The sequence below is a fragment of the Psychrobacter sp. AOP5-GZ1-6 genome (assembly GCF_052376345.1).
Taxonomy (GTDB): domain Bacteria; phylum Pseudomonadota; class Gammaproteobacteria; order Pseudomonadales; family Moraxellaceae; genus Psychrobacter.
The window spans coordinates 1-12,933 of record NZ_JBQSVP010000086.1 but is presented as its reverse complement, the minus strand read 5'-3'; the positions used below and the strand labels follow the sequence as shown (position 1 = coordinate 12,933).

General features: G+C 43.9%; 9 protein-coding genes and 1 tRNA gene. 4 read left to right on the top strand and 6 right to left on the bottom strand.

Translation table 11 applies throughout. From position 1 onward, the window contains the following. The 3 genes from ACT3RN_RS10880 to ACT3RN_RS10870 form a co-directional block, all read left to right on the top strand. On the top strand, positions 1–251 hold a 251-nt coding region (locus tag ACT3RN_RS10880), incomplete at its 5' end, for a hypothetical protein (protein WP_444518627.1). A 36-nt stretch (positions 252–287) separates the two neighbouring features. Further along, the gene (locus ACT3RN_RS10875; protein ID WP_442073114.1) at positions 288–1,001 is read left to right on the top strand and encodes a glycoside hydrolase family 19 protein; all 714 of its coding nucleotides are present in this window, start codon (positions 288–290) and stop codon (positions 999–1,001) included. 133 nt (positions 1,002–1,134) lie between these two features. After that, on the top strand, positions 1,135–2,331 hold the full coding sequence (locus ACT3RN_RS10870) for a tetratricopeptide repeat protein (RefSeq protein ID WP_442073113.1): 1,197 nt from the start codon (positions 1,135–1,137) through the stop codon (positions 2,329–2,331). Positions 2,332–2,390: 59 nt separating this feature from the next. On the opposite strand, the gene ACT3RN_RS10865 is transcribed toward ACT3RN_RS10870, so the two are convergent. After that, a complete protein-coding gene (locus ACT3RN_RS10865; RefSeq protein WP_442073111.1) occupies positions 2,391–3,401 on the bottom strand; it encodes a tyrosine-type recombinase/integrase in 1,011 nt (336 codons plus the stop codon). A gap of 142 nt (positions 3,402–3,543) precedes the next feature. Next, positions 3,544–3,620: transfer RNA gene (locus ACT3RN_RS10860), tRNA-Val, on the bottom strand. A gap of 294 nt (positions 3,621–3,914) precedes the next feature. Between ACT3RN_RS10860 and ACT3RN_RS10855 the strand changes: the two genes are divergently transcribed. Continuing rightward, positions 3,915–4,892 carry a glutathione S-transferase family protein gene (locus ACT3RN_RS10855; protein ID WP_192518270.1) on the top strand — a complete coding sequence of 326 codons (978 nt, stop codon included), beginning with the start codon at positions 3,915–3,917 and terminating at the stop codon, positions 4,890–4,892. Positions 4,893–4,992: 100 nt separating this feature from the next. On the opposite strand, the gene hemB is transcribed toward ACT3RN_RS10855, so the two are convergent. The 4 genes from hemB to ACT3RN_RS10835 all read right to left on the bottom strand — a co-directional run bounded on the left by hemB (position 4,993) and on the right by ACT3RN_RS10835 (position 12,751). Then, a complete protein-coding gene (gene hemB, locus ACT3RN_RS10850) occupies positions 4,993–6,000 on the bottom strand; it encodes a porphobilinogen synthase (protein ID WP_192518271.1) in 1,008 nt (335 codons plus the stop codon). A 234-nt stretch (positions 6,001–6,234) separates the two neighbouring features. Next, positions 6,235–8,088, bottom strand: a complete 1,854-nt coding sequence (locus ACT3RN_RS10845) for an efflux transporter outer membrane subunit (protein WP_192518272.1) — start codon at positions 8,086–8,088, stop codon at positions 6,235–6,237. Continuing rightward, the gene (locus tag ACT3RN_RS10840; RefSeq protein ID WP_192991702.1) at positions 8,088–11,321 is read right to left on the bottom strand and encodes an efflux RND transporter permease subunit; all 3,234 of its coding nucleotides are present in this window, start codon (positions 11,319–11,321) and stop codon (positions 8,088–8,090) included. The genes ACT3RN_RS10845 and ACT3RN_RS10840 overlap by 1 nt, the downstream gene beginning before the upstream one ends. 35 nt (positions 11,322–11,356) lie before the next feature. Next, positions 11,357–12,751 carry an efflux RND transporter periplasmic adaptor subunit gene (locus ACT3RN_RS10835; protein ID WP_192518274.1) on the bottom strand — a complete coding sequence of 465 codons (1,395 nt, stop codon included), beginning with the start codon at positions 12,749–12,751 and terminating at the stop codon, positions 11,357–11,359. Positions 12,752–12,933 lie beyond the last annotated feature (182 nt).

Here is a 12,933-nt window from a genome sequence, read left to right as displayed (position 1 = left end):
GTTTCCTTCTTTGGGGTAGTATAAACCTCTTATGCACTGTCCAAGTTTATTATGCCACTACAGTGTTTGCGCTACTATCGTTTGCTGCAGTAACACACTACCCGCCATGGCTGGCAGATGATGACGTATGGACTGGCTCATGGGGTTACACGACAGCGCGTGTATTGTGGTCGGTCGCATGGGTGCTACTACTGCTACTAATGACGCGATACACGGCATATATGCAGCACCGCAAACAGTATAAAGATTAAACACCGCCTCTTAATGGGGCTTTTTTGGAGCTAAAAATGGCTAAACAGATGAACGCTCATCAGCTTAAGATGCACAATCGAGCCTTGGCAGCGACAAGACGGTTGCAAGCGCAAGTCAAAGCTACGCCCGATGGGTTTTGGGGTGGTGACTCACAATCCGCTTTACTGTGCAGCCCAAAGCAAGTTGGTTATGATTGGGATAAGCTACGCGCGCACTTTGGAGGTTTTAAGCAATCACAAGTTGATGGATTCAATGCAGTATTAGATGCAATCAACAGATACAACAGCGACGCTATAACACCCGCATTTGTCGCTTATATGCTAGCCACTGCATGGCATGAGACAGCGCATACCATGTTACCCATTGCTGAGTATGGCAAAGGCCGTGGTCGCAAGTATGGCAGCAATGTGGACATTGACGGATCACGATATGACAATCTACCGCATATTTATTACGGACGCGGCTATGTGCAATTAACATGGCTATCAAACTACGTCAAAATGGGTAAGTTGCTAAATATAGACTTGGTTAACAACCCTGATTTGGCAATGCAGCCAAAGCACGCAGCTGATATTATGATTGCTGGTATGTTGGGTGGATTATTCACTGGCCTATCGCTATCGCGCTGCATCACCTACGGACTGTACTTTGAGTTTATTCAAGCGCGTAAGATAATCAACGGCACAGATAAAGATGATTTAATTGCAGATTATGCGGTCAACTTTTTGGATAGTTTGATTATTGCTTAGCCGCATTTGAATAGGTTTGCCCTGTGCCCCATTCTTTAATTAGAATGGGGTTGTTTTTTTTATGTCTAAAATTTAGCTCTTGGCATTGATAATCAAACAGGTATACTGGTTTCACCTTGCCAAGGTGTGAATCATGAGAGCCGATAATCGTATTAGAAATTTTTTATCTTCTAGCGCTATAAGTAATGGAGACTTGCAAGAATCAGGAGAGCATCACCAATTAATACGTAATAAAAAATCTAATAAACTTGTTATCTTTTTCACCGCTACAGGCGCAAAACCAAAACAGTTTAACTTTTGGAAAGTTGGCAATCATTTATCAGCAGATGCCAATATACTTTTTGTGAATGGTTGGTGCAACTCTTGGTATCAAGATGGTGTTCGTGGAATTGGTACTGACTTAGATTCAACGATCAAGTCTATTAAAGACTGGATGTTAAAAGAGAACGTAAATGAGGTTTTTTGTACTGGTCAATCAATGGGCGGATATGGAGCATTATTGATAGGCGGCTTGCTGGGTGCAAAAATTATCGCTTTTGGTGCTGAAACTCTATTGGATATACCGCACAGTCAGTATTTTAGAAAAGCAGACCGCTCAGTTGATATTCAGCATCAGGATTTAGCGGAGAGTTTTAAAGACGGTATTGATGCTGTTTTGATTGCTGGCGAAGAAGACCCTATCGACATTTACTGCGCACAAAGAATGTTATCAGTGCCAGGTGTTGCAGTACACACAATGAGATATGTCGGACATGGTCCTGCTGGGTATCTGCGAAACCGTGACCGTTTAGAGCCACTGCTTTTAGATTGGATCAATGGAGCGAGTTTTCCTGAAATGGAAGAATTCGGTAGAGCACTTGAAGAAAAAGACTTTCCTGAAAGCTTTTATCTTGGTTGGTGCGCTATAAGAGATAAAGATTACTCTCTTGCAATAACTAAGCTGAAAACAGCTGTGCAGCTTTATCCTGCGTGTGCTGAAGCAAGAAGATTGCTTGGCGTTGCGCTTAATGGTGAAAAAATGCATGTAGAAGCGCTTGAGCATTTTTCTGTAGCATCTGCTTTAAATGCTCGGGCAGTTTCTAATTTAGGCGTAGCTGATTCATTACGATTCATGGGCGAAATAGCGCAAGCAAGACGAGCGTACTTAAAAGTAATAAAAGTATGGCCTGAAAATGCGGCCGCGCATTATGGGCTTGGACTTTGCTATATTAAATCAGAAAACCTCGAAGGTGCTGTCAGCTGTTTCAATAAGGCAGTCAAATATGAGCCTAAAAACACCAATTACCTCAAGAGATTAAAAACAGCCAAGTCAATGAAACTAAATAACTAGAAATAACCTAAGCCCCGTCATTAATTTGGCGGGGCGTTTTTTTGTGTCTAAAATTTGAGTTAATCACCATACATACTGTTATAAAGCTCGTCAGCGGTCGGATTATAGTAGACGTTTAGCAGTGTCTCTAGTTTTTTATGACCAGTTATCTTAGCCAGTATCTCAACAGGCAGCCGTTTGGTATTAACCAATCTACTAATAGCCTCATGCCTTGTGTCTCTAAACTGCAAATCTTTAATGCTAGTCTTTTTTAATGCTCGATTAAAAGCGGTATCAACACCCTCAATTTTAGCATCGACAACATACCCATCATCACGGATCACGCTATCAAGCAATAATCGCATCGTCGGACTAATTGGCACGTCGCGCGCATCACCTGATTTGCTCGTTGTCAGATGCACAAATCTATCATGCACATTATCCCACGTCATGCTCATTATCTCACCACGGCGCATAGCAGACTCTAACGCCCATACAAACAGCCACCCAGCCCACTGATACGTGTTGATAGGGGTTTGCCCTATCTCAAAGTTGCAAGCTACTATGATAGCGTCCTGCTCGCTCTGATTGATACGTCTGCGTCTTGGCTTGCTGTCTTTTGGCTTATTAACGTCATGGCATGGATTGTGCGGAATAGCAAACAGATCAGTGACAGCGTAACCCATCACGCTTGATAGATAACTAAAGTCACGTCTGACCGTACTTGGCGTAACTTGGCGTAATCGACTATCACGATATTTGGTCAATACTTGCGGTGTGATATCGACAACACGTAAATTGGTGAGCCACGAATAATCACGTCTTAATAACCGCATCATTTGAGCATCGTAACTGGCACCCTTGGTTTTTTGTCTCACGCGCTCATAGTGTAGCGTCATCAGCTCGGTCAGCAACATGGGAGACTTATCATCTATTTCAGATTTGTGGCCGGCTTTGGCAGCCAGTAGTTTTGACGCTGCCCATTGCTCACACTCACGCACAGTATCGCGTGTCGCTGACTGGCGTTTGCCGTCGATCATAATCTCAATACGATAAGCATCACCACGTTTGCGCGGTTTAGGTATTTTCATTGGCGTAATCTTGGCGTAAATAATTGTTTATAATCGCTCATTTTTGCACAAAACGCACAAAACAAACAAGCTAATAAGCATGACATAAAACGTGCAGACATTAAAAAACCCTTACAAACTGGTGTCTGTAAGGGTTTGAAGGTGGTAGGCGTAACTAGATTCGAACTAGCGACCTCTACCATGTCAAGGTAGCGCTCTAACCAACTGAGCTATACGCCTATTTAGGTCATGCATTTTAGCAAGTTTTTCAAACTTTGCAAGCCTTTTCTATCACAATACTCACTTATTATCATAATATTTGATAAAGCGTCAGATATAGAATATTTATTAGTGTTAATTATTTATTTATATTAAATACTAATTTAATTGTGTTTAGTTTTTATTGTTAATAAAAGTGTCATTCCTATTATTTATCAAGGCTGAACTGATATGATATATCTTGAGTTTTGGTGATAATGATTTCAAATGAATCTTGATTGCCAAGAATGAAATAAGCATAAGTTGGAGGAGAATATGGGTCTATTGGTAGATGGGCAGTGGCAAGACAAATGGTATGACACAGAATCTAGCGGTGGACGCTTTGAGCGTGAAGATGCAGGTTTTAGAAACTGGGTCACGGTAGATGGCAGCGCAGGACTGTCAGGTGTAGGGGGATTTAAAGCTGAGGCCAATCGCTATCATCTATATGTTTCGTTAGCTTGTCCTTGGGCGCATCGTGCTTTAGTTTATCGTAAGCTCAAAGGCTTGGAAGATATGATTTCACTTTCTGTCGTCCATCCCTATATGGGTGAGCATGGCTGGACGTTCTCAGATGGTTCAGGTGTCATCGCTGATCCTATCGTAAATGCGAGCTATTTATATGAGATATACAGGGCGGCAAAACCGGACTATACAGGACGTGTCACGGTACCCGTTTTATGGGATAAAAAGACCAATACCATCGTTAGTAATGAGTCGGCAGAGATTATTCGTATGTTTAATTCAGCCTTTGACGAAGTTGGTGCATTGGCGGGTAATTTTCTACCGATAGAGTCATTAACAGCAATCGATGAGATCAATGATTTTGTTTATCCTGCGATAAATAATGGCGTGTATAAAGCAGGTTTTGCGACTACGCAAGCAGCTTATGAGGAGGCAGTGACGGAGCTGTTTGCCGCGCTAGATACGTTAGAGGTACGCTTATCCAGCCAGCGCTATTTGGTCGGTGATACGATAACGGAAGCAGATTGGCGACTGTTTACGACCTTGGTGCGCTTTGATGCTGTGTATGTCGGACATTTTAAATGTAACCTGCATCGTATCGTTGATTACCCAAATCTATGGGGCTATCTGCGTGAGTTATACCAAGTGCCAGGTATTGCGGAGACGGTGAATATGGCTCATATTAAGCAGCATTATTACACCAGTCATGCCAATATCAATCCTACTCGCATCATACCTGTGGGACCAGTGGTTGATTTTAATGAGCCGCATGACCGTGCACATTTATAGCTTTATTTATTAAAATAAAGCATTCAGACGAAAAAACGCCTCAACCACTATTAGGTAGTTGGGGCGTTTTTTTATGAGATGAAATACTCTTTACTTCATGTTAGGCATTGTTTAATTGACGTGCTGCTTCTAGAGCAAAGTAAGTCAAGATACCATCAGCACCAGCGCGGCGGAAGCCTATTAAAGACTCTAAGATGACGGCATCGCTGAGCCAGCCGTTTTGAATGGCAGCCATGTGCATCGCGTATTCACCAGAGACTTGATAAGCAAAGGTCGGTACACCAAAGGTATCTTTGACCTCACGAATCAAGTCTAGGTATGGCTGACCAGGCTTAATCATGACCATATCAGCACCTTCATTGATGTCCATGGCCACTTCATGCAATGCCTCTGCGCGATTGCCAAAGTCCATCTGATACTGTTTTTTATGTCCACCTTTTAGGTTGCCAGCACTACCGACCGCATCACGGAATGGACCATAATAAGCGGATGCATATTTTGCTGAGTAGGCCATGATGGCGGTATTGACAAAACCTTCGGCTTCAAACGCATCACGCATGGCCTTAATGCGGCCATCCATCATATCGCTTGGGGAGATGATATCCGCACCTGCACGAGCATGTACCAATGCTTGCTTGACTAGCACTTCAATGGTTGCATCATTGATGACATAGCCAGTGTCATCTAGCAAACCATCTTGACCGTGTGAGGTATAAGGGTCTAAGGCAACATCGGTCATAACTACCATTTCTGGTACGGCATCTTTGACCGCCTTTATTGTACGTGCCGTTAGTGCGTTTTCGTCATAAGCTGATCTGCCATCAGCTGTTTTTAATGAGTTATCAATCACTGGGAAGATATCGATGGTTGTAACGCCTTCTGCCAGTAATTCTTTGGCGTAGTGGATCAGTAAGTCAATGGATAGGCGCTCGACACCTGGCATACTAGCAATCGTTTCGCGCTGGTTCTCACCTTCTAGTACAAAGACAGGGGCGATAAAATGTTTAGGATGTAGCTCAACTTCACGAATCATGGCACGTACATTATCGTTATAACGTAGGCGGCGTAAGCGAGTAGCAGGGTATTGGCGATTGAAAGTATAAGTCATGTTTTTCTCACTATAGGATTTTATCTGGATTTTGATTTAGGTTTTTTATCACAGATGGTTATAACAACAGCGTTATTTAATGATATTAAAAATATCTAACGCTACTATAACCAATAGTGATAGTAGAAAGCAAAAAGCCCTACCAAGTCGGTAGGGCTTTTTGTACTTATCGACTGCTGATCTTATGATATGGCCATGAGATAATGCCTCTATCAAGCTTAAGGACGAGTATCCTTAAGGATTAGTTGTCTGTGTGACAGATGCTGGCTCAACAGTGCTCTTGTTAAAAGTCGTCTTTTCCGTGATTACTCCTACAGTCGCATCCGTTGTACCATCGTTATTAATATCAACTTCGGTAGTAGGTCTAAAGGTTGTGGATTCAGATGGTTGCGCTTGTTCAATCGCTGATGCTTCCTCTAAAGAAACCACGCGTGCTGAGCCTGCAGCATTAACTGCATTGGTGGCTTTTGTCTTATTACCGTAGTTTGACACATTCGCTATTTGTGCCAAGTTGGTATGCTGCGGTACTGGAATATCAGTTGGTACGTCTAGATTGGCACCGCCGCCGAGCGCTTGATACAACTCAATTTGGCTAATGACTTTTTGTAGCTCTAAATTCAAAATACCCTGCTGCGTTGAGAATAAAGAACGTTGTGCATCAAGTACGTCTAGGTAGTTAGAGACACCTGCTTTAAAGCGTGCATTGGCAATATTATAAGTTTGCTCATAGTTGTCTTGCAAACGATATTGTGCATCGAGCTGATCGCCTAATGTTGCTCGTGTTGCGAGGACGTCAGAGACTTCACGGAACGCCGTTTGAATAGAGCTTTCATAGGCAGTCAGCGTTTGGTCGCGCTCAATCTTAGCCACATCATAATTGGCATCTAAGCTACCAGCATCGAAAATAGGCACACTAATACTTGGACCAAATGACCAACCAAATGAACCACTGCTGAATAAATCATCCAAACTGCCACTACTAACACCGATATTACTGGCCAGGCTGATAGATGGGAAATAAGAGGCACGTGCTACTTCGATGTTGGCACCAGCAGCTTTCAAGTTGTATTCTGCTTGTAGCACATCTGGGCGATAGCGTAGCAACTCACTAGGTAATCCAGTATTAAATATTTGCTGGTTAGTAATATTGGTAACCGAAGGCGTAGGCCGAAGGTCACTAGGTATAGGTGCACCAACTAAGTACTGCAAAGCATTACGTGCCGTCAAAACACTGCTTTGAGCACTCAACATCGCAAGATTGGCGTCTTCTAATGAGGCGCTCGCTTGCAAAGAAGCCAGTTTGTCATCAATGCCTGCTTCAAAGCGTTTGGTGGTGATAAAGAGTGACTCTTTACGACTTTCATAAGTTTTGGACGCCAACTCAAGTTGGGCTAGGCTATAACTTAGATTGGCATAGCTCTGGGCAATATTACTGATGAGCGTGATTTGAGTGGTGTTTTTTGCAGCTGTGGTGGCCAAAAAGTTCTGTAAGGCTTGATCTTTTAGGCTTGAAATTTTACCCCAAAAATCCAGCTCATAGCTTGCTAAACCCAGATTAACATTGTAGCTATTACTGGCGTTACGATCAGTGCTGTTTTGGGCACCGCGAGAATAACTGCCACTACCATCAATCGTTGGCAAGTCGCTAATATCCGTGATTCGATATTGTGCACGTGCTTTTTCAATGGCTAGACGTGCGCTTTCGAAGTCTTTATTGTTTTCAAGACCCAGTGCTATGAGAGCTTTTAAGCGCTCATCGCTATAAAAATTCTGCCAGCGCTGACTGGCAATACTGGCCTGATCAGCGCTACTAGCCGTGTCCTTATCGTATGCTTCATAGGCTTGGTTGATTGGAACATTAGGCTGAGCCAGCACAGGGTTTATATCTGATTTCGGAATCGTATTACAAGCAGCCATACTGATTGCTAGGGTTGTTAGACCTATTAGCCGCACACCATTTTTACGAATGCGAGATGGTAATAAAAGGGTAGAGGTCACGGGGCACTCACCTGTCGTTGCGCCCACGCTGGCAGTCATATTGACTGTCGCGTGTGCTGAGTTTGAGGTAAAAATCGAACGAAAACTCATTATGTATTGTCTCCTAAGTTCACAGGCTGATAACTCTTAGAGAGAGTCGGACTTTGTGGATCACCATTTGGTGTATCATCACCATCGTCTCTATCATTTGGCTTGTTATTCTCATATTTATGAGGAAAGATACTACGTATCCAGATATAGAACATGGGAATAAAGAAAACACCTAATATAGTGGCACTAACAACCCCACCAAGTACACTGGTACCAATAGCACTTTGGCTGCCAGAACCAGCGCCAGTGGCTAAGAATAATGGTACAACCCCGAGGCCAAAGGCAAGCGATGTCATAATGATTGGGCGCAAGCGTTGACGCGCTGCCGTCATCACTGACTCTTTAAGACTATAACCAGCGTCTTGATAATCTCTTGCAAATTCGATAATTAAAATCGCATTTTTAGCAGACAGTCCAACTACAGTCAGCAAACCTACCTGCAAATAAACATCGTTGGCGAAGCCGCGCATCCATGTAAATAGTACTGCGCCTAAAACACCAAGTGGTACAACTAATATGACAGAGAAAGGTATCGACCAGCTCTCATACAAAGCAGCTAGACATAAGAATACCACTAAGAGCGAGACTGCATATAGCAATGGAGCCTGAGCACCTGATTTTTTCTCTTCAAGTGACGTGCCTGTCCACTCATAACCGACGCCTTCAGGCAGATTGGTTATCATCGTCTCTACCGCCGCCATTGCTTCACCCGTACTGAGTCCAGCAGCAGCAGAACCCTGAATGTTCATAGAAGGGAAACTGTTGTAACGGGTCAGACGCGGAGAACCTGACTGCCATTCACTGCTAGAGAACGCATCGAATGAAATCATATCGTTATTGTCATTACGTACATACCACTTACCAAGATCGTCAGGATTGGTACGACTACTCGGCTCGCCTTGTACATAAACGCTCTTAATACGACCACGGTCAACGAAGTCATTGATATAACTTGAGCCCCATGCGGTCGAGATAACGCTATTGATACTGGACATCGACAAGCCATATGCAGCGGCCTGTTCTTGATTGACATTGACTTTCAGCTGCTGTGCATCCTCTTGACCGTTAGGACGTACACCAGAGACTTGGTCGTTTTGAGCGGCCATACCCAACAACATATTGCGGGCTTCGAGCAGCCCTTCATGACCGACGTTTCCGGTATCCTGTAGCATCAAGTCAAAACCACTGGCATTACCAAGTTCAGTAATAGCGGGCGGTACAATGGGGAATACTTGCGCCTCATTAATCTGAGTAAAGAAGTACCCCATTGCTCGGCCAGCCACAGCTTGCGCGGTATTTTCATCACCTGGGCGTTCATCCCAATCCGACAAGCGTACAAACGCCAGACCCATGTTTTGGCCTGATCCGGCAAAACTAAAGCCTGCAACGGTAAAGACAGAGGCAATATTATCGGCTTCTTGAGTATCGTAATAGTTTCTAACTTTATCCAGTACGTCTTGTGTCTGATCGAGTGTAGAGCCAGAGGGAAGCTGAACTAAGGTAAACATAATACCTTGATCTTCTTCTGGCAAAAACGAGCTAGGAATGCGTAAAAAGATCACCGTCATAATACCAATAATGGCAGCATAGCCAATTAAATATAACCATTTACGACCGAAGCTTTTACCCACGAAGCGCTCATAAGAGATGCTTGCTTTAGAGAAGCTACGGTTAAACCAACCGAAGAAACCTTTTTGAGTGGCCATATTACTCTTGTCATGGCTCTTGCTACGTTTAAGCAAGGTCACACACAGGGCAGGGGTAAAGATAAGGGCAACTAAAGCCGATAGTACCATGCTGGTAATCAAGGTAATGGAGAACTGACGATAGATAGCACCAGTTGAACCGCTAAAGAACGCCATAGGTACAAATACTGCTGATAGAATCAGAGCAATACCAACAACAATCTTACTAATTTCACCCATCGATTGAACGGTAGCGTCTTTGACAGAAATGTCAGGATCTTCTTCCATAATCCGTTCGACGTTCTCTACGACTACGATGGCATCATCGACCAATAGTCCGATAGACAGTACCATCGCAAACATAGTCAGAACGTTAATACTAAAACCTGCGATATACAGCACACACAAGGTACCCAAAAGTACCACAGGTACAGCCAATGTCGGGATAATCGTTGCACGCCAGTTCTGTAAGAAAATGAACATGACGATAAATACAAGCACAATAGCTTCGATGAGCGTATGTACTACTTGCTCAATAGACAACCGAACGAATGGTGTCGTGTCATAAGGAGTAACCGTGGTTAGGCCAGCAGGAAAGTTTCGTTCCAACTCAGCCATACGAGCACCAAGTGCTTCGCGCGTATCAAGTGCGTTAGCGCCACCTGCCAAGGATATACCCATACCAGCAGCTTCTTGACCGTTAAATAGTGAGTTAACACTGTAGTCTTGACTTCCAATCTCAACATCTGCGACATCGCTTAAGCGTACTTGCGCGCCTGAGGCATCCGTTTTCAATAATATGTTTCTAAATTCATCAGGGGTCTGTAGGTAGCTTTGTACCGTTACAGTTGCGTTGATGACTTGTTGTTCAGTGTCAGCGGGCGCTTGACCTAACTGGCCTGCAGAGACTTGCGCATTTTGCGCACCGACGGCAGTAATGACATCAGAAGGCATCAAGTTATAGCTACGTAAGCGTGCAGGGTCTAGCCAGATACGCATCGCGTAGGTAGAGCCAAATACACGAACTTCACCAACACCTTCGACACGGCTGATCTGATCAACGATGTTTGAGTTAATGTAATCTGCGATATCACCGCGATCCATACTGCCATCTTCAGAGATGAATGCTTGCACCATCAAAAAGCTGCTAGAGGATTTGTTGACCGTGACACCTTGACGCTGAACGGATTCAGGTAGTGAGCTTGTTGCTGCTTGAAGCTTGTTCTGTACCTGTACTTGAGCGGTATCAGAGTCAGTACCAGTCTCAAAGGTGAGCGTCACTGATGCGCTACCGTTTGACGAGCTGGTTGATGACATATACATCAAACCATCAAGACCTTTCATTTTTTGTTCGATGATCTGGACCACTGAGTTTTCAACGGTTTGCGCACTGGCACCAGGGTAATTTGTGCTAACTGTAACAGTCGGCGGTGCAATACGTGGGTACTGTTCGATCGGTAGATTAATGACCGATATCACCCCGATGAGCATGACTAAAATAGCCAATACCCATGCAAAAATAGGGCGATTAATAAAAAAACGTGACATAGTATATCCCTAAGTCTTCCTATCTTTGAATGGAATTAGTTAGCTGCATCTTCCGCAGGTTTCTTGGCCGTGTTGCTGTCAGCAGGGTTCTTAGTTGCTGCTTGCTGTGGTGTTTTGGCCGAAGTACTAGCAGGCGTGCTATTTCCAGTTGATGCTGGCGTAGCATTTTCTACAGGCTTGGCAACGACTTCTTGATCAGGCTTAACTTTTGAGCCACCGATGACCACTAGCTTGTCGCCTTCTTTTAGACCGTCAGTCACTATCCATTTGCCTTCATATGTACCATTGATCGTTACAGGGCGTACTTTAATTTTATTGTTTTCATCGACGATATAAACTTGAGTTTCATTTTTGGTAGAGCGGGTGACCGCGCTTTGTGGTACCAATACTGCGTTGGTAATGACACTTTGGGTCAAACGCGCACTTACATACATACCCGGTAGTAGAATATCATTACTATTCGGGAAAATTGCGCGTAGAGTGACGGCGCCAGTTGATTCATCAACTTGTGCTTCAGATAAAGCCAATTGACCACTAACGGGATAAACGGTACCGTCTTCTAATACCAACTCAACACTATTCAGTCCCGCTTGTGCTTTGCCTGCAGCGATTTGTTGCTTCAATTTTAGCAGCTCGGATGAAGACTGACTGATATCGACATAGATAGGATCTAGACGTGAAACTGTCACGAGCGGATCAGTTTGACTGGCACTAACCAACGCACCAGCAGTAAAGTTTGAGCGGTCACTACGACCAGAAATGGGTGCACGTACTATCGTGCGACTAAAGTCTAGGGCACTGGCTTTTAAACCCGCTTTTGCGCTTGCAATACTCGCTTTTGCGCTTGCGGCGCTGGCTTGTGATTGGCCAATAGCTGCGCGTGCGCTTGCTACCGCTGCTTCGGCTGTGCGTACAGCTGTCACAGCTTGATCGTATTCTTGTTTAGATATGGCATTAATTTCGACCAAACCACTCAATCGCTGTAAGTCGCTTTGTGCTTGTGCTAATGATGCTTGATTACTCACCAAGGTAGCTTTGCTGCTGGCCGTGTTTGCCAATGCTGTTTGATAGTTGGCCTGAGCCTGTGCGACAGCTGCTCGACCACTCGTTACAGAAGAAGCATAATTGTCCGTATTAATACGATAAAGTGCCTGACCTTTTTTGACAGAGCTCCCTTCACGGAAAAGTATTTCATCAATGACGCCACTAACCTGTGGGCGGATGTCTGCGGTTTGGTAGGCTGTGGTACGACCAGCAAAGGTTTTTACTTGAGGTACGGTTTCGAAGGTTACGGTTTGGACGTTGACGACAGATGGAGGCATTTGCTGTTGTGCTGCATCTCCAGCAGCATCGCCATCATTGTCACAGCCCACCAATACAGCTCCAGATAGTACAGCTGCCATTATAAGCGCAAGATAAGAGTGCTTCATCAATGTCCTCGTCAATAATATAATTGCGGTATAAATAAAAGAGTAATAATCAGTAGTAGTGTTTGATATATCGTTATTTATGCTATAACAATCAGCATTAGGTGCTATGAATAATAGGCATATGCATTACAATGTTGATTGTTTAATAAATTTAAAAATGGCTATCAATACGAAATATATAA

Bases quoted from the DNA above. Each gene is read 5' to 3' on its own strand.
- ACT3RN_RS10840 (WP_192991702.1), bottom strand. From the start codon at position 11,321: ATGTCACGTTTTTTTATTAATCGCCCTATTTTTGCATGGGTATTGGCT.
- ACT3RN_RS10855 (WP_192518270.1), top strand. From the start codon at position 3,915: ATGGGTCTATTGGTAGATGGGCAGTGGCAAGACAAATGGTATGACACA.
- ACT3RN_RS10845 (WP_192518272.1), bottom strand. From the start codon at position 8,088: ATGAGTTTTCGTTCGATTTTTACCTCAAACTCAGCACACGCGACAGTC.
- ACT3RN_RS10865 (WP_442073111.1), bottom strand. From the start codon at position 3,401: ATGAAAATACCTAAACCGCGCAAACGTGGTGATGCTTATCGTATTGAG.
- hemB (WP_192518271.1), bottom strand. From the start codon at position 6,000: ATGACTTATACTTTCAATCGCCAATACCCTGCTACTCGCTTACGCCGC.
- ACT3RN_RS10870 (WP_442073113.1), top strand. From the start codon at position 1,135: ATGAGAGCCGATAATCGTATTAGAAATTTTTTATCTTCTAGCGCTATA.
- ACT3RN_RS10835 (WP_192518274.1), bottom strand. From the start codon at position 12,751: ATGAAGCACTCTTATCTTGCGCTTATAATGGCAGCTGTACTATCTGGA.
- ACT3RN_RS10875 (WP_442073114.1), top strand. From the start codon at position 288: ATGGCTAAACAGATGAACGCTCATCAGCTTAAGATGCACAATCGAGCC.